Origin of the sequence: Fibrobacter sp. UWH1, assembly GCF_002210365.1 — a bacterium.
GTDB lineage: Bacteria > Fibrobacterota > Fibrobacteria > Fibrobacterales > Fibrobacteraceae > Fibrobacter.
Genome location: NZ_MWQG01000007.1, coordinates 108,362 through 129,880 on the forward strand (window position 1 = coordinate 108,362; position 21,519 = coordinate 129,880).

The 21,519-nt window shown below is 49.3% G+C and carries 21 protein-coding genes and 2 tRNA genes; 7 read left to right on the forward strand and 16 right to left on the reverse strand.

Annotated features, from left to right (window positions below; translation table 11 throughout):
- Positions 1–14: 14 nt before the first annotated feature.
- From B7992_RS05050 to B7992_RS05065, 4 genes are read left to right on the forward strand one after another with little or no spacing between them, the layout of a single operon-like run.
- Positions 15–1,124, forward strand: a complete 1,110-nt coding sequence (locus B7992_RS05050; RefSeq protein ID WP_088665714.1) for a glycosyltransferase — start codon at positions 15–17, stop codon at positions 1,122–1,124.
- 29 nt (positions 1,125–1,153) lie between these two features.
- Complete coding sequence (locus B7992_RS05055) at positions 1,154–2,095, forward strand: glycosyltransferase (protein ID WP_088665715.1); 942 nt, start codon at positions 1,154–1,156, stop codon at positions 2,093–2,095.
- Complete coding sequence (locus B7992_RS05060; protein WP_073284044.1) at positions 2,095–3,066, forward strand: glycosyltransferase family 2 protein; 972 nt, start codon at positions 2,095–2,097, stop codon at positions 3,064–3,066. Before B7992_RS05055 ends, B7992_RS05060 begins: the two co-directional genes overlap by 1 nt.
- Entirely contained in the window at positions 3,063–4,496 is a 1,434-nt protein-coding gene (locus B7992_RS05065; protein ID WP_176421858.1) for a hypothetical protein, read from the forward strand. Before B7992_RS05060 ends, B7992_RS05065 begins: the two co-directional genes overlap by 4 nt.
- Here the strand turns inward: B7992_RS05065 and B7992_RS05070 are convergent.
- The 11 genes from B7992_RS05070 to purB all read right to left on the reverse strand — a co-directional run bounded on the left by B7992_RS05070 (position 4,487) and on the right by purB (position 15,775).
- Positions 4,487–5,683, reverse strand: coding sequence for an SO_0444 family Cu/Zn efflux transporter (locus B7992_RS05070; RefSeq protein ID WP_088665716.1), 1,197 nt, complete (start codon positions 5,681–5,683; stop codon positions 4,487–4,489). The two genes, B7992_RS05065 and B7992_RS05070, sit on opposite strands and share 10 nt — an antisense overlap.
- A 77-nt stretch (positions 5,684–5,760) precedes the next feature.
- Entirely contained in the window at positions 5,761–6,192 is a 432-nt protein-coding gene (locus B7992_RS05075; RefSeq protein ID WP_088665717.1) for a helix-turn-helix transcriptional regulator, read from the reverse strand.
- 162 nt (positions 6,193–6,354) lie between these two features.
- A complete protein-coding gene (locus B7992_RS05080; RefSeq protein ID WP_073160610.1) occupies positions 6,355–6,780 on the reverse strand; it encodes a PTS sugar transporter subunit IIA in 426 nt (141 codons plus the stop codon).
- A 3-nt stretch (positions 6,781–6,783) separates the two neighbouring features.
- Entirely contained in the window at positions 6,784–7,797 is a 1,014-nt protein-coding gene (locus B7992_RS05085) for an aminoglycoside phosphotransferase family protein (RefSeq protein WP_073160608.1), read from the reverse strand.
- 47 nt (positions 7,798–7,844) lie between these two features.
- On the reverse strand, positions 7,845–8,861 hold the full coding sequence (locus B7992_RS05090) for an ABC transporter permease subunit (protein ID WP_073160606.1): 1,017 nt from the start codon (positions 8,859–8,861) through the stop codon (positions 7,845–7,847).
- A 124-nt stretch (positions 8,862–8,985) separates the two neighbouring features.
- On the reverse strand, positions 8,986–9,816 hold the full coding sequence (gene dapB / locus B7992_RS05095; RefSeq protein ID WP_088665718.1) for a dihydrodipicolinate reductase: 831 nt from the start codon (positions 9,814–9,816) through the stop codon (positions 8,986–8,988).
- 50 nt (positions 9,817–9,866) lie between these two features.
- A complete protein-coding gene (locus tag B7992_RS05100; RefSeq protein WP_088665719.1) occupies positions 9,867–11,603 on the reverse strand; it encodes a DNA/RNA helicase domain-containing protein in 1,737 nt (578 codons plus the stop codon).
- Positions 11,604–11,719: 116 nt separating this feature from the next.
- Positions 11,720–12,136 carry a hypothetical protein gene (locus B7992_RS05105; RefSeq protein WP_088665720.1) on the reverse strand — a complete coding sequence of 139 codons (417 nt, stop codon included), beginning with the start codon at positions 12,134–12,136 and terminating at the stop codon, positions 11,720–11,722.
- 9 nt (positions 12,137–12,145) lie between these two features.
- Complete coding sequence (locus B7992_RS05110) at positions 12,146–13,336, reverse strand: iron-containing alcohol dehydrogenase (RefSeq protein ID WP_088665721.1); 1,191 nt, start codon at positions 13,334–13,336, stop codon at positions 12,146–12,148.
- Between the two features lie 48 nt (positions 13,337–13,384).
- A complete protein-coding gene (locus tag B7992_RS05115; protein WP_088665722.1) occupies positions 13,385–13,729 on the reverse strand; it encodes a hypothetical protein in 345 nt (114 codons plus the stop codon).
- A 603-nt stretch (positions 13,730–14,332) separates the two neighbouring features.
- Positions 14,333–15,775, reverse strand: a complete 1,443-nt coding sequence (gene purB / locus B7992_RS05125; RefSeq protein WP_073160595.1) for an adenylosuccinate lyase — start codon at positions 15,773–15,775, stop codon at positions 14,333–14,335.
- Positions 15,776–15,903: 128 nt separating this feature from the next.
- Between purB and B7992_RS05130 the strand changes: the two genes are divergently transcribed.
- Together B7992_RS05130 and B7992_RS05135 are read left to right on the forward strand one after the other, a co-directional pair.
- Positions 15,904–16,443 (forward strand): carbonic anhydrase, encoded by a 540-nt coding sequence (locus tag B7992_RS05130; RefSeq protein ID WP_088665724.1) that lies wholly within the window; start codon positions 15,904–15,906, stop codon positions 16,441–16,443.
- A gap of 93 nt (positions 16,444–16,536) precedes the next feature.
- On the forward strand, positions 16,537–17,769 hold the full coding sequence (locus B7992_RS05135; RefSeq protein ID WP_175549684.1) for a phosphotransferase: 1,233 nt from the start codon (positions 16,537–16,539) through the stop codon (positions 17,767–17,769).
- Here the strand turns inward: B7992_RS05135 and B7992_RS05140 are convergent.
- Positions 17,766–18,287 (reverse strand): nitroreductase family protein, encoded by a 522-nt coding sequence (locus B7992_RS05140; protein ID WP_073235172.1) that lies wholly within the window; start codon positions 18,285–18,287, stop codon positions 17,766–17,768. The genes B7992_RS05135 and B7992_RS05140 overlap by 4 nt on opposite strands.
- 170 nt (positions 18,288–18,457) lie before the next feature.
- Here B7992_RS05140 and B7992_RS05145 point away from each other — a divergent pair, with 170 nt between their 5' ends.
- Positions 18,458–19,684 carry a diguanylate cyclase gene (locus B7992_RS05145; protein ID WP_254917624.1) on the forward strand — a complete coding sequence of 409 codons (1,227 nt, stop codon included), beginning with the start codon at positions 18,458–18,460 and terminating at the stop codon, positions 19,682–19,684.
- A gap of 57 nt (positions 19,685–19,741) precedes the next feature.
- Here the strand turns inward: B7992_RS05145 and ruvX are convergent, their stop codons facing one another.
- The 4 genes from ruvX to B7992_RS05165 all read right to left on the reverse strand — a co-directional run bounded on the left by ruvX (position 19,742) and on the right by B7992_RS05165 (position 21,518).
- Entirely contained in the window at positions 19,742–20,152 is a 411-nt protein-coding gene (gene ruvX / locus B7992_RS05150; protein ID WP_073160572.1) for a Holliday junction resolvase RuvX, read from the reverse strand.
- A gap of 13 nt (positions 20,153–20,165) precedes the next feature.
- Positions 20,166–21,089 carry a sugar nucleotidyltransferase gene (locus tag B7992_RS05155; protein ID WP_073235169.1) on the reverse strand — a complete coding sequence of 308 codons (924 nt, stop codon included), beginning with the start codon at positions 21,087–21,089 and terminating at the stop codon, positions 20,166–20,168.
- Between the two features lie 184 nt (positions 21,090–21,273).
- Positions 21,274–21,346, reverse strand: a tRNA-Lys gene (locus B7992_RS05160).
- Positions 21,347–21,445: 99 nt separating this feature from the next.
- Positions 21,446–21,518 (reverse strand) — tRNA-Lys (locus B7992_RS05165).
- Position 21,519 lies beyond the last annotated feature (1 nt).

The window sequence follows — 21,519 nt, forward strand, 5'->3', positions numbered from 1 at the left end:
TTATATTGTGGGCTATGAGCAAGCACCTCTACTTTTATAGCGATGCGTCGGAATGGGGCGGCCAGGAAATTCTTTCGGCCCGTATCGCCAACATTCTGGCAGAAAGTTACCAGGTGCATTTTTTCTTTTCCGCTCAAAAGTTTGATTCCGAGTTATACCCCTCCATTGAACGAATTCCCCTACCCTACCATTCCCAGGGACCATTCCCCATTGTTCGAGATAGGTTTTCGGGTAAGTCGGGCAAGGCCTTCAAACTTTTAAAAGAACATGGAGCAGGTTCCGCCAACTTTAGGCAGCTTATCATCTGCCCGGGCAACATAGAACGTTGTATTCCCGCCGTAGTTGCCGCATCCAAACTCAATCTGGAATTGATTTCCTATTACCCCATGGCCTTCACCCAAAAGGAATCGCTGGCCAAGTTTGGAACACTCCGCGACAGGCTGGCATTGAAAGTCTATCCGAAGATTTCGAAATGGATCGTCAACACGCCTTACCAGGAACGTCTGCTCCGCAGATTTATTCCCAGTGAGACGCCTGTATTCCAGTTGCCCAACCCGCTGACCTACCAGGAAGACGCAGCCCCCAAAGCACCTTCCGAAGTAAGAAACATCGCAAACATCGGCAGACTATACTTCGGGCAAAAAGGTCAGGAGATCATCCCCCCGCTAGCAAGCCTGCTAAAAGAAAAAGGCGTTCATTTTCACGTCATCGGACAAGGCCCCGACAGGGACATTTTCAACAAGATGGTCCAGGACTGCGGAACATCTAACGTTGTTCATAATTACAGTTGGCTTTCCCCTAACGAGGTCAAGGAAAAACTTCAGAATCAAATGGACCTGCTGCTTGTAACGTCAAAGTTTGAAAGCGGCCCCATGGTGCTTTTCGAAGCCTTGCAATGCGGCATTCCCGTGTTAGCCGCCAACGAAGAATACGTCAAGGACTACAGGCTTCCCTGCTGGATGACCTACGACCCCGGCAACGTTCAGGACGCCGTCCATAAGATCCTTGATTTGCCCCAGGCGTGGAATCAAAAAACCTTTGAAGAGGTCCGCCAATTCCTTTTTGCAGGCCGTAGAGACCAAGAGTTCCAACAACAGGTGTTGAACATCTTTTCTCAGATTTAAACAGCTCCCGATATTTATATATTAGGGCAATGAACTCTGTACACGTTGTCCTATGCACCTATAATGGCGAGCGCTATCTTGATGAAATGCTCCGTTCCATTGCATGGCAGACCCTTCCGGCAAAATCCGTCACCATTCTTGACGACGCCTCGTCTGACAGGACTTGCGAAATTGTAGAAAGCTATAGAGAAAAGCTCCCCCTCCATTTTTACAGAAATGAAACCAACACGGGGCACAGAGCCGCATTTTCAAAAGCGCTGGAATACGCTCGACAGCTTGTACAGCCGGGAGATTTCATCGCACTCGCCGACCAGGATGACATCTGGAATCCAACCAAAAACGAAAAGTTGGTCCAGGGCATCGGCAGCAAGGCCCTTGCATTTGGAGACGCCCAGATCATAGACGGTCAAGGCAACAAGACTGCAGATTCCTGGCGCGCCCTCGCCCATATTAGCAAGGACTCCAACATTTGCCGCCAGATTGCCGGCATCAACAACGTCACGGGAATGATTTCTCTTTTCAGAGTAGAATTGCTGAACGAGATCCTCCCCATTCCAGAAGGAGTCACCGTACACGACCGCTGGATCGCCATGATGGCCCTGAAGAACGGAGGCATTGTCGCCATCGATGAAACCGTCGCCAGCTACCGCATTCACGGAGGCAACGCCGTTGGAGGTGTCGCCACGCCTTGCATGAGCAAGACCCTGGCCACGGCAATTTCCTGGAACGAGACAATTATCGCCAACGCAGACCGACTCAAAATGAATGACGGGGAAATCAATTTCGCGAAAAAGCACCTGCGCTGGACTCAACACAAGACAGCCCACACAACCGCTTTCCGATTCCTCCCCTGGGTTTTTGCCCACAGAGATGACCTTTTCTTAAAGACATCTGCAGTCACCAGATTAAAGCAGATTCTCTTTAGCGCCCTTGGATTACCACTGGCTAAAAAACTTTTTGGGAAATCCTGATGGAAAAGCAGACTGCCATTATTTTGGTTACCTATAACGGATGGGCCTTGACCGAGGTCTGCCTTAAAGATTTGCTGCCCCTGGTTTCTGCCAACGATGCAGAAACTGCAGGTCATTTCGTCGTAGCCATCGCCGATAATGGAAGTTCCGACGGAACTGTAGAAAAAATCCGAGCCCACTTTCCATGGGTACACCTCTACCCGCAAAAAGGCAACCTGGGCTTTGGCGCCGCCAACAACGGGGCCATCAAGGGTCTCATCGCAGACGGCATAGAATTCGACGCCATCTGCCTTCTCAACAACGACACGCGATTCAATCCAGAAGCTATCGTGACGTTGCGAAAGAATCTTGACCAGGCTGCAGAAGCAGGCCACGAAGCGATCATCGCGCCTACAACGCTAAACGCAGACGGCAGCCGTCAGAACAATTTTTTTGCTGGGCTGGGCCCCGACGGAATTGGAGCCATTCCGTTTTTCCTAAACGCCTTCCGCAGCGAATCAGGTGCCGCCCGCATTCTAGAGGGCACACCCGCCCCCGCCGACAAAAATGGTCTTCAGGAAGTCCACTGGGCAAGTGCCGTCTGCTGGATGCTGCACCGAGCCCTCTGGGAAACCGTCGGCGGGTTCGACGAAAAAATTTTCATGTACTACGAAGATGCGGATCTGGCCCTGCGATTCCGCAAACTGGGCGCACGCTTCTACATCGCACAGAACGCCCCCATCACCCACCTGGGTGGCGGCTCCGCAAGCAACAGCCTCAGTCGCGCCCTGCAGCATGACCGCTCCCAGCAATACGTGTTCCGCAAGCATTTCGGACTCCGCGGACTTCTGCTTTCCAAGTTATTCCGCATGACCCGTAGCCTTGTCCGCATATTGACCGCCCTTCCCCGCTGTCTGGCAGGAGCCTCCGCCAAACAAAAGAGGGAATACCTCCGCCATCATTTAGCCTTGTTGAAGGAAGCCTTCAAATGAGAATCGTCGCCGCCCTTCTATTGTTAGCCGTTTATGCATCGGCTCATTTTACCGTAGTCGATACGTCAAAAAATTACGAAGTCAATATACACGCCCAGCTGTTGGATTCCCTGGCAATTACCAATTACGAAAAAATTCCAGGTCAAGGCAACACCCCCACCCATTACGACAACGCCATGTCGGTGCGTCTGTTTTTGGATGGTCATTTTACAGACGCCTTCCAGTTCGCTGCCCGCGTAAAAGTCAGCACCGACTTTACCAACCGCGATATCGCCGACCATTTCTACAACCCCAACGAAGGCATTCCCTACAACAAGCAGAGCGACACCAAGCGTACCTGGGACCTGTTCGCCGCACACGCCAGCTACCAGCTTTCCGCCGTAACATTGCTTGGCGGTTTTGATTACCTGGACATGGGTCCCGCCCGTCGAAACCATGTGATTCTCCGCGGAGAACAGGCAAACTACCGCCCTTGGCAAGATAGCAGTAGCCGCATTAGCGACCCGGCCCCTACGCCCTATTTCGGTTATCAGTTTGAAGTGGGCCCTGTCGTATATTCCCAGTACGGCATGAAGCTTTTCGAGAAAAAAGGGAACGGTAAATATCTACACGTCCATCGTCTTGACCTGAACTTGCCGGCCAACATTACCTTGGGACTTTCCGAAACGGCCCTCTATGGAACCACAACAGAACCCGCAGGCTCCAACCCCAACCTGGATGCCGATAGCAGCGGCCGCGACTTTGAATGGTCCTACATGATTCCCTTTATCCCTTACGTTTTCCAGGAACATCTGCAGGGAGATCAAGACAACATCGGCCTAGCCTTTGATCTAAGCGTCAAGACCATTCCCCATTGGGAATTCTACGGTGAACTGCTTTGGGACGACATGAAGTCCCCCACCTCCATGTTTGATGATTCCTGGTGGGGCAATAAGTGGGCCGCCTCTGTTGGCATCGCCCGCGACAGCCTGCGTCTCGGCAAGACGCTCTGGAACTGGTATGGGGAATACACCCGCATCGAACCTTGGGTTTACACCCACCACAAAGGCGGCGCTTACACCTATGCCAGCTACGCCCAGAGCATGGGAACCGATCTTGGCCCCAACAGTCAGGAACTCTACACCGAAGTTAGCGGTCTCTACCGCGTAGAATCCGGTCTGCTGAAAGACGCCCTCATCCGCGGAACATTGCTTGCCAGCGCCGTCGCCAAGGATACCGCATTCGGCGGAAACATTACCGACATTCACACTCCCGAAAGCGCCATCGACAAAAAATACCTGAATGATGAAACCTCATTCAGGTATTACGAAGTAGGCGGCAAGCTGGAATTCTATCCCTTTAGGTGGATGAGCATCCGTGCCGGTTACTCACGATTCTTCGGAGATTACGAAGGCTACAGGACCTACGGATTCGGATCCATTCAGTGGTGATGCCCCTTCTTGGGAATAAATCCCACCAAAATCAATAAGGCAAGAACAGCGGCACAGCTGTAATCGAACCATCCCAGGCCATCACCATCCCCGTAGTGGCCATTTGCAGTTATGGTGCTAAGGAAGGTGTCCATCATGAACGTATCCACCAGCCATCCAAAGAAGAAGGCTCCGGCAGCAATGCTGATTAGGTAGGCAATCAAAGTACGCTTGCCAAAAGTCTTACCCACCACAACCATAGATGCAATGCTTGTTGCAGGACCAGCCATCAGCAACACCAAGGCAGCACCAGGAGGAAGTCCCTTTGCCATCAAGGCCAAAGCCAGAGGGATGGAGCCTGTGGAACAGGTGTACATGGGCATGGAGATCAACAGCATGGCAAACATGCAGAGGATGGGATACTCGCGAATTGACATGAACAATTCATTGGGAACGAAGGCAGCAATCAAGGCACCCAAAACCAAACCGACCAAAAGCCAGCGGGTAATTTCAGGCAATAAATCGCCGAAGCCGTACTTGAAAGTTTCCTTCAATTTTCCAACAAAACCGTTCGCCTTTTCAGAAGAGTGTTCATCGAGACAGCAACTGCAACCATGCACTTCTTCATGACCGCAGCAACACTTGCGTTCCTCATGTTCATCATGGTCGTGATCGTGGCAGCAGCAACATTCGTGATTCTCATGTTCGTCGTGTTCCTTATGGTCGTGACCGCAACTGCCGCAGCCACATTCACTTTTGGGAACCGCAATTTTCGAAAGGTCATCTTCAGCCTCGCCCCGCGTTACCAGATTGGTTAGCAGCCCGCCGAACATCGAAGAGACAAATGCAGCCACCGGACGGAGAATGGCAAAAGGTAGTCCCAGCAGAGAATAAGTCGCCAGAATGGAATCCACCCCAGTAGCAGGCGTAGAAATTAAGAAGCTGACGCTGGCACCCTTGCTAGCCCCTTCCTTACGTAGGGCCACCGCCGTAGGGATTACGCCACAACTACAAATAGGAAGCGGAATTCCAAATAGCGCCGAAAGCAGAACCGACTTGAAGTTAGGCTTACTTATCTTAGGCACATATAAGGATCTGGGAACCCACACGTGCAAAATTCCCGCCAATAGGAACCCTAAAAGCAGGAAGGGCGCCATTTCGGCAAAGAGTTCTGTTAATGCAGAAAGAAATATTGTTACGTATTCCATGATATTATTCCTCTTTTTAAGATTCAATAGTTGAACAATCTTTCAACCTCCAAGAGAAAGAAAAACAGCCTTCGCCGTTAATCTTCATCCTCCATGACATGGGCCATGCCCTGATTGAAAATCATCTTAACGTGTTCATCGGCCAGGGAGTAATAGACAACGCTCCCTTCCTTACGGCACTTCACCAGATTAGACTGTTTTAAAATTCGAAGCTGATGGGAAATGGAAGACTTGGTCATATTCAGCAAGACCGAAATATCGCTGACGCACATTTCCGGGCGACAGTCATTCCCATGGCATTTGCTAATTCCTTTTTTGTGGGAAGCCATATGGACTTCGGCACGCATCAAGGCGCAAAGAATCTTGACGCGGGTAAAATCACTGAAAATCTTGAAGATATCCGCCAGATCCATAAGGTTTTCATCCTCAGGCATCATAGGACGAATAGCGTTCACCACTTCTTCGTGAATGCAGCTACAGTCGGTTCCTTCTAATTCGATTTCAACCATTGTTACCTCAAGGATCTCAGTTCAACCAAACAAGCAGTTGAACAATCATTCAATTGCCAATATAAAAAGTTAAACGTTTCCCTGCAAGTGGTCCACATTATTTTTCATAAAAAAAGACCACGCCTTGGCGCGGTCCCTTTAAAAATTTGCTGTACAATCCAGCTATCCAAACAAGGCCCTTATTTCTTCGTCGGTCTTAACCGCCAAAGCCTTAGTCTTCCATTCAGAGTCCAGCATCTTACGAGCCATGTCGGCAATGACAGTGGTATGGGCCATTGCAGACTCCGCCGGAGACAACAGCACGCACATGAACTTCGCCTTTTCACCACCGCGGATTTCAACATCCGTCAGACCCTCGGGGCAAACTACGAAAGCCATCAACGGTTCAGCTAGTCCCGGCACACGAGTATGAGGCAAGAGCAAGCCCTCCCCCATATACACGCCCTGCTTCACACGATCCACAAGCCCCTTCCATGTCGCATTAGCATCAAAGGAGCAGGGACCATGTACAAGAGCATCATAAGCGAAACCCAAGGCTCGGCCAAAGGTTTCTTCTGCTGCATAAAATTTTGTATAAACAAGAGCCATGGGCTATGCCAGTGCCTTATCCATAAATTCGAAGACTTCCGGTTCGGTGACCTTGGCGATCTTCTTGAATTCACCGAACAGCACGCGGAGCTGAGCCTTACCCGGTTCGATGTACTGTTCAAACTTCTGGATTCCCTTAACCTTAGAGAGGAAGCAATAAGCACCCATGGCCTGCATCACGCGCTGGAGGCTTGCATGGATAAAGGCTTCCCAGGCATCTTCCTGTGTATAGGTCTTGGTTTCGCGGAACATGGTGCGCCAGTATTCAAAGAAGTCCTTGATTTCGTTCAGAGACAGGCTCACGTAAGGATCCCACAGGAGGCTAGCCAGATCATAGAACATGGAACCGCGACGGGCGCCCTGATAATCTACGAAGGCAACTTCAGAATCGGGCTTCACCATAATGTTCTGGCTCTGGAAGTCGCGATGCAAAAGTACCTTGGGCTGAGCATCCACAGAAATGGCCAGCACAGAGTAGAAGTTCAACACCGACTGAGGAATTTCCTGAATTCCCTTATGAGCCTTCAGGAAGTTTTCGGTAAAGTAGTCGGTTTCCCACTTGAGGGCGGCAAAGTCAAAACGACGGAGCCAAAGGTCGGAGCGGGAACTGAACAGGGAGCGAGAAACTTCCTGCCACTTGACGAGAGCGTCAATCACCACCGGATACAGGATGCGGACGTTGCCGGATTTGTTCTGACCAGACGGAAGAATTTCATCCAGCAGGTTGTGTGCGCCCAGATCTTCCTGCAACACAGAGCAACTTGCTTCGTCCACAAAATACACGCGAGGCACCGGCAGACCGAATTCACGGAAGGCGGCGGAATAATCTACAAAGCGCTTAAAGTCGTCATCTACAGATGCGGAAACCTGAAGTACACAGGACTTATCGCCACTGGCAATGCGGTAGTACTTGCGGCCCGAACCGGCACCGGCAATGGTTGTAATTTCAAAATCCGCGGCATAGCCGTGAGCCAAAAGAAAATCTTTAACTGCAGAAGAGACAATTTCGTTATTCATAGTACGGAATATATATAAAATTAGCGGTCAAGGTACCGCAATCTTTATTACGAGAACTTAATTCTCGGGTCTACCAAAGTATAAAGGATATCGCTGAACAGGCGGCCCACCATGGCCATTAGACTGCTCAGGAAAATAATCCCCATAACCACATTGTAGTCACGGTTTACCATGGAATTGTAATAGAGCAATCCCATGCCATCGATATCAAAAACCTTTTCGATCAAGAGCGCTCCGGCAAACATAAGGGTGCAGATTTCGCTCAGGCGGGTGGCAATGGGAATCAAGGCGTTGCGCAGAGCGTGGCGTACCAATGCCTGGTTGAAACTCATGCCCTTGGCCAGGGCTGTTCGCATGTAGTCACGGCCCAGCTCCTCCAAGGCGGAGTTTTTCATGAGAAAGGTCAAGAAGGCGAATTCACTGATCATATAACAGAAGATAGGCAGCACCAGATGGTGCGCCAGATCCGCTAACTTTTCGAAGAACGTGAAATCTTCAAATTCGTCTGATGTCAAACCGCCCAGGGGGAAAATATCCAGGTAAGAACCGCCGGCCAAAAAGATAATCAGCAAAATACCAAGGGCATAACCGGGCATCACATAGCCCGAAAAAATCACGCCGCTGCTAAAGGTATCCAACTTGCTTCCATGATGAACCGCTTTCCACAGTCCCAACGGAATACAAATCAAGTAGCTTAAGAAGAATGACGTAAAACCAAAGAAAAGAGAAATGGGGAAACGGCTAGTGATTACGTCCCACACAGGAAGACCGTAAGTATAACTGTTCCCTAGATCCAAATGAAGTACGTTCCAGAGCCAGGTCAGGTACCGCTGCCAGGCCGGCTTGTCGAAACCGAAATAAGCCTGAATCTGGGCAATCTGATCTGGAGAAAGAGCCTTAGACGCATCTACCCCACCCTTCATGGCAGCAGCCTGCTGGGCACGGGAAATCATTTCTTCTACCGGGCCACCAGGCAACAGCTGAATCAGGATAAAGCACACCAATGAAATCCCGATAAGAGTCGGGATCATCAGCAGCAAACGTCGAAGGATATAAGAACGCATATTAGCGACGAGGTGATAGCGGAAAGGTTAAAGAACTTAGCTAGGCGGCTACGCCGCTCTTCATCAACGAGGCTTAGCCTCGCATTATTCTTCTATAAACTTTATCCTTTAACCTTTAAGCTGATTAACGCATCTTGCCGGAGCGGAGGACGTCCATCATGTTGAAGGGTTTTGCAGTGCCGGCGGCAATCTGTTCGGCCAGGAAGTTCACGGCGTCCACAGTACCTTCGGCGTAAATCTTACGGCCGCACACATTGTGCTGGAATTCGAAGTGGACGGTACCGTCTTCGCTATCCAGGTTGTAGGTGTGGAATGCGTGGCCGCCCAGGTATTCTTCAGGCACGCCCATACGTTCCATCTGGCTCTTTTCGTCACGGACCTTTTCGATATCGTCCGGAGTGTATTCAAAGCCCATCTTCTGGAAGGAGCCAACCACGGCGCGTGCAGTACCACTGGTGTCTGCCTTGGTCTTCTGGTGGCTTTCAACCACAGAAAGCTTGTAGCCGCTGAATGCGGTGGGGAATTCATTGGCCAGCCATTCGATCATGGTCTGGAAGGCCACAATCTGCTTGCTCATGTTGGGAGCAATCACGCTGGGGTGATTAGCTTCGGCAACAAGCTTGGTCAAAGCTTCGCGGTCACCACCGGTGGTGCCCATGACAAACGGAATCTTGTGCTTTACGTAGAAAGCGGCGTTGTCGTTCACGGCGGTGGGATGAGTGTAGTCCACGCAAATCAGATTCGGATACTTGGCAAGAACTTCACCGATGCGTTCTTCGCGGTTGCTGGGCTTCAGAAGCTGGATGGTCTTGCCAGCCACTTCAGATTCGTTTTCGACGATGATTTCACCAGTGAGGGAATAGGGAACCAGTTCCAGGCCGCGCTTGACGCAGGTTTCGGCCACGATCTTGCCCATGTTACCCGGAATACCATTTACCATTACTTGAACGGACATAAAAAACTCCTGTAATTATTTACAGGAGACAAGATAGAAAAAATATTTTTTTAGAAATTCTTTCGCTGTTTGAAAACGACCAGATGTTCCTTGGCTCGGGTAGCCCCCACCAAAATCAGATTGGCATTGCTATGAGGCGCGCCAGGGTCATTCCTGGACGGTTCTAGATCCGTCAAAATAACCACCCGCTTATCCAAGCCCTTATAGCGGTAGGCCGACACCATGTTTATGGCAAGACTGTTCAAAGAATCGCTCACATCGCTCCACTGGAATACATCATCGTTCAACGACGCCAGGCCGGAATGATTTTTGCTTCTCAATGAAACAACCAGAATGTCCTTAGGTTCGACACCCTTCTTTTTCAGATCCAGAACCACCTTCCGCAACATTTCAATCTGGTCTTCGGGCTTGTCATATAGGCGAACATCTACCTCACGGCCAGGCACCGTATCTTCGTAACAAGGGATACGGATATCCGTTACGTCATGAACCCAGTTCAAAATTTTCTTGGTGCTGCGGAAGCCTCGCTTAAGAACCATTACAGGCATGGCATTAATGGCAGCATTCCCCAGAACCTCGCGGCCTTTGTACAAAGTCTGTTTGGAATCATAGAAGAATCGCACAATCCCCTTTTCTGGATCCTTCAACAGAAGCAAAGCCGTATCAAGCCAATCGTTGGCGAAGTCCTGTCCTTCATCAATAATCAGGGCATCAAAAAAGCGATTCTTCTTGCCACGTAATTTTTCCAGAGCCTTCTTAAAGAAGACCGACATGGATTCAAAATATTCAGCCTTCTCCTTAGCATCATCCGGTTCCTTGCGGGCAACACCCTTGACCTTGGCCAGGCGCACATATTTAGCCGCCAACTTATGGAATCCAGACATCACCACCTGCGATTCATCTAGGCCAGCCTCCACAAAATTTTGCTGCATGTGTTCCGCCAGCAAATCATTGTAGCAAAGAACCACAACCCGCTTCCCTTCGCGAGCCAGGCGGGTCGCCTCCCACTGCACCAACAACGACTTTCCAGAACCAGCCACACCCTCGATACGCATGCGCGGGTTACGAACAATGGACTCCATCAGCATTTCCTGAATTTCCGTCGGGCGCACACGGGCTTCTGCCTGCATATCCCAAAGTTCCGGCCAGGAAGGTTCATCAAAGCAACCCAGGAACGAAACCAGCCTGTCAAAATTTTCATCCGAAAGTTCATCATTGGGGAAGGGATTTCCTCCCCGAGATTCTTCCTTCATTTCCAGGATTTTCTTGACCTTACGTTCCAAAGTATTGTAGCTTTTCAGGTCCGACTTTAAAATCGCGCGTTTAGGTTGCATGGCATTGCTGCCAATTTTTCCAACGCTATCCATATCCGCAAAACAAACGGCCCACTGCACACGAACCCGGTGATAGCCTGCCCCTTCATCCTTGGGGAACATACCGCTAAAATGATCATGAAGTGGATAAATCAAGGACTGCACTTGTTGAACGGGAGAACGTTCCATCACGCGGTTTCCCTGCTTCCACACAAAACCGTTTTCGGAACCCTGCGACTCCTCCGTAGAAATCTGGCCGTCCTTGCATTCAATCAGGAGCATCCCATACTTCTTGTGGTAAAGGATGCAGTCCACTTCGCGGTCCACATCATTACCCCGGCCTCTCACGGCAAAATTCAGGTGAACATTCATCCACACATTCCATTTTTCATCCAAGCAGGAGGCCATATCGAAAATGGCCATTTCGGAACGTGAGGTAGATTCAGTAGACAAGCGCTTACGAATAGTAGACATAAAAAAATCCTTCTTTACAAGGAATATAATATCATAAATAAAAAACGCATACTTTTAAATAAATAGAAAAGGAATCATCCAGAACGGATGATTCCTAAAAAGCGAAGGCAACCCTTTTAAATATGCCCCGGAATAACCTCTAACAATCGAGATTTCAGCATCTCGTAACGAAGCCGTTTTTCTTCCTTGGCAAAATGAACCTCACGAGACTGCAATGCATTACCCTCATAGCAAAGCTTTTCACTGCCGAACTGTTCGCTGGTCAAGTCAAAAACACGATCTCCAATTACATTATAGCAGTGGACACCACCTTCCGGCCGGAGAATGCCATACACATCCCCACCCAAAAGATCTTGCACTAAAAATGCCGTAATAGAACACTGTCCGCAGGTTTTGTTTTCGCAGGACCATTTTTGACGAAGGCGGGGTGCGCAAGTTTCAACACACCAGATTCCGGAAAGCAGGTCGTAAAGGCGTCGCACTTTTTCTGGAGCACCTTCCAAACCATAAAACTTGTAGGATTTATTCAACATGGCAAACCTTTACAAGGCCAACTTGTAGATTTCCATAGTAGCTGCGGCATCCAAATCCATATAGCCCTTAAGAACCTCCCCCTTCAACTTGTGGAGGCGTTCGTTGAGCAATTCCAGGTTGGGATTTTCCACCCCCAGCTGAGCAAAAGTCACAGGCATATGGAGCTTGTCGTGGAACCAGGTCTTGAGGGCAAGAGCACCCGCCATAGCGTCGGCAGCAACGTCTCCGGAGTCGGCAACGCCTAACACGCGATGACCCAGCTGGGCAATCTTGTGAGGATTGTGCTTGGCACCATACTGCAGGAACGCCGGGAAAATTACTGCAAGGCCTGCGCCGTGAGTCACATCGTACTCTGCAGAAATTTCATGTTCCATGGCGTGGCTGTTCCAGTCTTCCACGCGGCCGATGGAACAAGTATCGTTATGGGCGATAGTAGCGCTCCACATGATGTTAGCGCGGGCTTCGTAATTCTGCGGGTCGGCAATAAGCTTTTCCGCATTTTCCATAATGGCCAGCAGCATACCTTCTGCAAGGCGGTCGCCAATCTGCACGTCGGGAGTGTTGCTCAGGTAACGTTCCAGAATGTGGGCCATCATATCGCTGACGCCGCTGGCTGTCTGCCATTCCGGCAAAGTCATAGTCAATTCAGGATTCATCACTGCAAACTTCGGGCGAAGAATCATGGGATAGCGGATACCCACCTTCACCTTCGTTGTGGTATTGGTAATCACGGAATTGCCGGAACCTTCGGAACCTGCGGCAGGAATGGTCAGCACAACGCCCAAAGGCAGTGCACGAGTTCCCGTGGCTTTCTTCTTGCCGTCCACCACTTCGTACAAATCCCAGAAGTCACCATCGTAGTAGTAACCCACAGCCATGGCCTTGGCCGTATCAATGACGGAGCCGCCACCTACGGGCAGCAAAAAGTCCGGTTTAAATTCACGGGCAATCTCAAGGCCCTCGCGAACCTTGGTATCAATGGGGTTCGGCTGCACGCCACCCATTTCTGTAAAGGCAATTCCTGCAGCGGTCAATGCACTTTTCACACGGTCCAAAAGACCGGAGCGCACCACGCTGCCCCCACCGTAAATAATCATCACGCGGCTAGCGCCATGCTTAAGGCAAAGCTCCCCTACCTGGGATTCTGTGGAACGACCGAAAACAAATTCTGTAGGACTGTAGAAGGTAAAGTTGTTCATGGAAAGGAAATATAAGTTTTCATTTCTAACAATGAAGCTAAAAAACTTCTATTTCCTCAATTTCCTACCAGCAATAAAATTTTTCACAAGACTTGATAAGATCATCCAAAAACCATAATCAAGCAGGCCCAAAAAAGCAAGCCATTTCATGGGCGAAATTAAAAAGGCTATGGCAATAAGGGTACCGCCAACAAGAGGCACTCCAGACGAATAATGTCCGCTTTTCTTGCTTGAAATCAAGGCACCATAGGTCATCACCAAGAAGAACAGACCTAATCCGCCAATTACCATTGTCAAAGCCCACTGATTCATTGCAAAAAAAATAATTAAATCAAGGTTTCCCTGGTTATAGAATTTACCATCATAAGTTCTGTGACCCGCCGCAAAAGCCATTTTCCGCAAAAATGGACTCCCAAAAGGCAAACCAAGCTAATTTGGAGCCCATTTCATTACTTTGTATTCAACAAACATAATAAAGTTTGTTCAAAAATAGGCTCCAAAATGGACAACAATGAAAAAAAGGAGTCCATTCAAAACTTAGACAACACGGTAATCCGCCATTTTTGCGTTAGTTTGTCTAAAAACATGGGCTCCAAATCCGATAAACCAATTAAAATGGAGTCCAAAAATTCGAAAAAACGAAACAAATACAAGAAACGCGACCCCAAAGGGCCGCACTTTAAAAGTTGCTAGATCCTTCGCTAACGCTCAGAGCCTGCCCTGAGCTTGTCGAAGGGATGATATCTGAATCAAATTTCGCTTTAGAACCAGGCATTCAATTTTGTTCTAGAGTCAAGCGAGACAAGGTCCTTACCTATGTTTTGCTTCAGAAACAAGTTTCTGGCAAAACATGGCAACGACATCCTTTGACGATTGATTGGCTAGAGCCAATCTCCTGCGCTAAAGCGCAGAGTCTCAGTAGCGCAAGTCCTCGTAGCGTACTAATCGTACGTGAGAGGGCGAGCAACGCAGTATCGCGCAGGCTATAGGACAAAATTAAACCTTCAGTTCGCCGGCGTCGATATTATTCCAGTCTTCCACTGCTTCGATAGCCGGGCGGACTTCTTCGGTCACGAACTTCACGACCTGACCAGGAGCGCGGCCAACGAACTTCTTCAGGTCGAGAATTTCCTTCAGCTTTTCTTCGGTGATGCCCAGCTTCTGGAGCTTTTCGTTCTTGAGAACGCGTTCGAGAAGGTCATTATCCTTACCCTGTTCCTTAACGACGCGGCCAGCTTCCTGAGACATCACGCGGATTTCTTCGTGGAGTTCCTGACGGTCGCCGCCATTCTTCACGCCTTCCATGATGATGTTTTCGGTAGCCATGAACGGGAGTTCAGCCATGATGCGCTTTTCGATTACCTTCGGGTAAACCACGAGACCGTTGGTCACGTTTTCAGCGATGATGAGCATTGCATCCATAGCGAGGAATGCTTCGGGGATGGCAAGACGCTTGTTGGCGGAGTCGTCCAGAGTACGTTCGAACCACTGGGTAGCCTGAGTAATGGCGGTGCTGTTCACCTGGGCCATGACGAAACGGGCCAGAGAGCAGATGCGTTCGGAACGCATGGGGTTACGCTTGTAAGCCATGGCAGAGGAACCGATCTGAGTCTTTTCGAACGGTTCTTCCACTTCCTTAACGCCCTGCATGAGGCGCATGTCGGTTGCAAACTTGTGAAGGGACTGAGCGATGGAGCTGAGCACCTGGTTTACGCGGTTGTCCCACTTACGGGTGTAGGTCTGACCGGTGATGGTGAGCACGCGCTTGAAGCCAGCCTTGGCGGTGACGCGGCGGTCCAGTTCCATGATCTTTTCTTCGTCGCCGTTGAACAGGTCCATGAAGGAGGCCTGGGTACCGGTGGTGCCCTTAACGCCGCGGAACGGCAGCACTTCGATAAGGAAGTTCACTTCTTCCAGGTCGATGAGCAAGTCCTGGAGCCAGAGGCAAGCGCGCTTACCAACGGTGGTGAGCTGAGCAGCCTGGAAGTGAGTAGCACCCAGCTGAGCCATGTCCTTGTATTCCATGGCAAACTTGGAGAGCTTATCCATCACGCGGCAGAGGCGCTTACGGACAATGATCAAAGCCTGCTGCATCTGGATGAGGTCGGTGTTGTCGCCAACGAAAGCGGAAGTGGCGCCCAGGTGGATGATGCCCTTAGCCTTGGGGCACTGCACACCGTAAGCGTAAACGTGGCTCATCACGTCGTGACGGCGGCGCTTTTCTTCTTCTTCGGCAACGTCAAAGTTGATGTCTGTTGCGTGAGCCTTCAGTTCGTCCACCTGTTCCTGGGTAATGGGCAGGCCAAGTTCCTTTTCGGACTCGGCCAGGTAGATCCACAGCTTGCGCCAAGTCTGGAACTTGTACTGCGGGCTGAAGATGAAACTCATTTCCTTAGAAGCATAACGCTGAATCAGCGGGCTTTCGAATTGGTCACGCATTTTGATGTCCTTGGTTTAAGTTTTTAACAAGTCAAATCTAGAAATTTAGACGGAAGACGGAAAGTGTAAAAATGAGATAACGAATCAAAATGATTATCTTTCCCCTCGTAAAAACACGGAGTTTCATCATGATTCAGGAAATGCTCGCCTATAACAAGGAATTTGTAGCCAACAAGGGCTACGAGAAATTCGCCACCAGTAAATATCCCGACAAGAAGATTGCCATCGTCACCTGCATGGACACACGCCTAGTGGAACTGCTCCCTGCAGCGCTAGGCATCAAGAACGGTGACGTGAAGATGATCAAGAATGCCGGCGGCACCATTACCAATCCTTTCGATAGTACCATCCGAAGCCTGCTGGTAGCCATCTACGAGCTGGGCGTCAATGAAATTATGATTATCGGCCACACCGGCTGCGGCGTGCAGGGCATGGACGCCCAGGAAATGCTCCACCTGATGAAGGAACGTGGTGTAGACGAAGAGCACATCAGCCTCATGCGCCATTGCGGTATCGATCTGGATTCCTGGCTCCACGGCTTCGAAGATACCGAAGCTGCTGTTCTAGAAACAGTTGACTTGGTAAAGAACCATCCCCTGGTTCCCAAGGACATCGTGGTCCGAGGATACATCATGGAATCCGAAACAGGTGCGCTAAAATCACTTTAACGCACCCCAAAACGTCGATTTAAGTCAATTTTCTCTTTTTTTCAAAATCTGAGGTTATATTATTGACATCTAATGATTTTGAAGGAGAAAATCATGACTGTTGTAAATATTGACGGGAAAATCGAGAATAACAGTCTCAGCATTATCCTATCCGGTAAGGTTGATTCATCCAACGCAGGCGATGCAGAAAAGCAGGTGATGGAACTACTCGGAGACAACTCCCCTACAGCCGCCACCATTGACGCAGAAAAACTGGAATACATTTCTTCTGCAGGTCTGCGTATCCTTCTCAAGCTTAAAAAGAAAATTCCCACAGTTACAGTCATCAACGTTACCAGCGAAGTGTACGACATCTTTGAAGTGACTGGTTTTACAGAAATTCTGGACGTTCAAAAGGCCTATCGATGCGTAAGTATCGAGGGTTGTCCGGAAATCGGCCGCGGAGCTTATGGCACAGTCTATCGTCTGAGCGAAGATTCCATTGTCAAGGTCTACAGGGTTGAAGGCGCCAACTCCATTGACATCATCAAGCGCGAACAGGAAAACGCCCGCAAGGCATTTGTCTACGGTATGCCCACAGCCATCAGCTACGACATCGTCAAGGTTGGCAATGATATGGGCGTGGTTTATGAAATGCTAGACGCCCAGACCGTGGGTTCCTACATTACCGAGCATCCCGAAGAATTTGACCAGCGTATCCAGCAGATTGCGGACTTGGCCCGCAGCATTCACGCCACCGTCGTAAAGAACAACGAATTCCAGAGTTTCAAGGAATTTATTATCGGCGAAATGGAACACGTCAGAAAGTGGGTCAACGAGGAACAGTTCCAGCAAATCCTGGATACAATCGCCGCCATTCCCGACCCGTCCACATTGCTCCACGGTGATTTCCACCCCAAGAACACCTTGATCCGAAATGGTGAAATTGAACTGATTGACATGGGCGACGTCAGAGTGGGCCACCCCATCTTTGAGTTCAGCAGCATGTGCATGCTGGACACCCTTCTCAAGAACAACCCCCAGATGCAGCCCTGGCAATTCATGGGAACCGACGAAGCCACGGCTTCAAAGGTTTGGCCCGCATTTATCAAGAGCTACCTGGGAGACAAGTTCAATCCCCAGACCGCTGAACTGCTAATCAAGGCAGCCCAGATCGGTATGTTGATCAAGGTTCTCCCCAGCATTGCGGCAAGAGTCAATGCGGCACCCGAACCCAGACCCGAAAGTATCGCCATGCTGACTTCCAGGATTGAAACCCTGTTAGCCATCAAGCCCGAAATGATCGCCGGCCTGTTCAAGCAGGTTGACGCCTTGCTCCAGAACTAAATTTCGGAAACCAGCTCTTCCATTCCCTTTCGAACGGAATGGCGGGGGCTGGGGCCACCTTCTGCAGGATCGGCATAGCCGATATCCAATAGGCAGCTCAACTTCAAATTTTCAGGCAATTCAAAAGCCCGTGCAATTTCCACGGCATTGAATCCTCGTGCCCACAAAGTATTCAGACCCAGTTCCGTGGCCTGCATCATCATTGTCGTGGTTACAATGCTGGCATCCATATCGCCGCATTCGTGTTCGTCGTTGTAATTTAGGGCGCGGTAACACAAGTCCTTGTCGTAACAAACCATAAGAACAACCGGGGCGTTGTAGGCCATGCGGGTAATTCCGCGGAGTTTTTCCAGCGACTGGGCAGACTTTACAACGAAAATCTTCAATGGTTGATGATTCATCGCCGTAGGAGCCAGACGCCCAGCTTCCAAAATCTGCAGAAGCTTTTCTTCTTCAACATTCTTGTCACAAAATTTGCGGCAACTGTAGCGATTTTTCACCAAATCCAAAAATTCCATAGAAGAAACCTCTCTTTTTTTGGTGAATATAACCTTTTTCTTCTAATTATCAGCCTTTAATCGCATTTGGAATAGCATTTTTCAAAAAAAAATCGCACAATTTTTTTACAAGCTCTATTTATATTTGGAGTGTGCTGTTTTACAGTTTGCATAATCAAGGATTACCGTAAATGAAAAAACTGGTTCTATTCTCAAAGAAATCGAAAGTTGACAAGACGCTCCAGAGCATCCTTGTCGAAAATTTCGACAGCCAGTTTTTAACTACAGAATCGGGCAATGGCATCTGGGGAACGCTGACCGAAACGAATCCGGACATCATCCTAATCATGTCGGACGCCGCCACAGACAACGATTACAGTCTGCTAAAGGCGATCCAATCCAAAAAGACTTTGCTTCCGTCATCCGTTATCGTGGTCACCCCCAAGACTCCGTCCGACAAGGAATTCAAGTGCCTGGATTACGGTGTACTGGACTTTATCAGTGCCCCTTACAGCAAGCAGCTAATCGTCAACCGACTTGAAAAGCTGACCAACGTCAAGGAATCCATCCATCTGCAGGAACTGGAGTACATTCTAAAGCGACTCCCCTCCAACATCTTCTTGAAGGATGCCGAAGGCAAGTACGTGTTCTGCACCCATTACTGGCACCACCTTCACGGCGCCGACGAACCGGGCTGGACGATCCGCGGAAAGACCGACGTGGAAATCCGTAAGGACAAAGAAAACGCCAAGATGGCCATGGAAAAGGACAAGGAGATTATCCGTACCGGCAAGGGCGCCCATTACGTCATCGAGGTAAACGCAGACGGAATCCAGGAATTCCTCGAGATCATCAAGGAACCCGTCCACGACGACAAGGGCAACATTTACGGCATCGTGGCCCTGATCAACAACGTGACGGAACAGGAAAAGCTTAAACGCCAGCTGCACCGTCTGGCCATTACCGACGAACTGACCGGCCTATACAACCGAACTTACCTGAACGAAATTCTAGGAACGATCGCTACCGACGACAAGTTGCCGCTGGGATTCATATCGGCAGACTGCAATTACCTGAAGCAGGTAAACGATTATTACGGACATCTGATCGGCGATGAATACATCCGACTTGTGGGCGTGCTGTTCAAGATGGTTCTCCCCGAAGACGCCATGTTCTTCAGAATGGGCGGCGACGAATTCCTGGCAATCATCCCGAGAACTACGGAACCTCAGTTGCTAAACTACATTCTGCACCTGAAGTCCAAGGCCCAGATGCTACAAATTCGCGGACGACGCTTCAGCGTTGCCTTCGGCTACTCCTGCATGACTTCCAAGAACGACGACATCATAAAGTATTTGGAAAGGGCCGACCACGAAATGTACACGGACAAGGCCGAAAAAAAACGTAAAGACGACTAACGACAAAGGCCGACAGTAAGCCGGCCTTAAATCATTTTCGGTTAGTTTCATTTTCGGTTAATTCTCGTCTAACCAACGCTGCAAGATAATCTGGGCTGCAAGCTGGTCAATAACCGCCTTGCTCTTTTGTTTTTTCTTCTTGCTGAAATGTGCGGTACAAGCCTGGGCCTGCACGCTGGAATAGGATTCATCCTGAGTGTAGACAGGCATACCCGGGAAACGTTCCTTGAGATCCTGCACAAACTTTTCGACCACAACGTTCTTGCCATTGGCACGACCATCGGGATGGTACGGCATACCGACCACAAAGGCGTTCACCTTGTTTTCCTTGACAAGAGCATCTAGACGGACCCACAAGTTTGTGGTCTTCTGGTCGATAGTTTCGCGGGCGAAAGCAAACTTCAGTTCGGAATCGGCAAAAGCGACTCCCACACGATGTTCGCCATAATCCAGGGCAAGATAGTTCATGATCGTAAATCCACTACTCGTGGATGATAACGTTATCAAGCTGCTTATTGCAGACCGTGACTCCGTTCCAGAGGACAGCATTCTCGATTGTGCAATTTTCGACAACGCAACCGTCGCCAACCGCCACGTTAGGACCGATGGTGCAATTGGTCAGCTTGGCATCCTTGCCAATATAGCAGGGAGCAATAACCTTCACGTCGTCTCTTATAAAGTCAGCGGAATTGTCATTGCGGTTCAACACGTGAGCATTGGTTTCGAGCAGGGTTTCTGCCAGACCGCAATCCAACCACTTGCTTACAGGTGCAGTACGGAAACGGCAACCCTTCTGGATCATCATTTCAAGGGCGTCGGTCAGCTGGAATTCGTTCTTGGTACGAATATCGTTGTCCATCAGATACTTGAGGGATTCCTTAAGAACCTTGGTATCCTTGATGTAATAGATGCCCACAATGGCTTCATCAGAAACGAATTCCTGGGGTTTTTCGACCAGGCGTTCAATACGACCTTCGGCATCAGTCACGGCCACGCCAAAGCGACGGGGATCTTCCACCTTGAAGGTGTAGAGGATGTTTTCGTCAGCCTGTTCCAGCACAGAAAGATCGGCCTCAAAAAGAGTATCGCCCAAAATAATCAGGAGCGGCTCATCGTCGCCAACAAAAGGAAGAGCCAAACTGATGGCTTCACCCAGGCCCTGGGGGTTATTCTGGACGACAGTACGGGTTTTACCCCATGCGGAACGTTCTGCAAGGAATGAATCAACAGTTTCAGCCTTGTAACCAGTGATAAAAATGGTTTCGGCAGGCTTCAAAAACAATGAGTCTTCAACAATCCAGTCCAAAATAGTCTTGCCGGCCACCGGAAGCAAACACTTCGGCAGATTTTCGGTATAAGGACGCAGACGCAGTCCATTGCCAGCAACAGGGAGAACAATCTTCATTAAAAATCCGTGTGAAACAAATTTGAAAAGTTAGTCTCTAAAAGATAGCTTTTTTGACAAGATATAAATTTTGTAATACTAATATCATACTATAAAATGTAATTCTTTGGATTTTTTATAAAAAAAACGTGTAATAAAAAATTCTAACCATAAAAAAAGACCTCCCTTTCGAGAGGTCTTTTAGTGGATGATGCAGGGGTCGAACCTGCGACCCGCTGATTAAGAGTCAGCTGCTCTACCAACTGAGCTAATCATCCAGATCGTTATGCCTTGCGGCTATGTAAAGCAAAAGACGAAGTTTCAAAGTTCATGATTCGTTTTCACGAAAGATGCTTATCTTTGCCTGTCGCTTTTAGTGGATGATGCAGGGGTCGAACCTGCGACCCGCTGATTAAGAGTCAGCTGCTCTACCAACTGAGCTAATCATCCA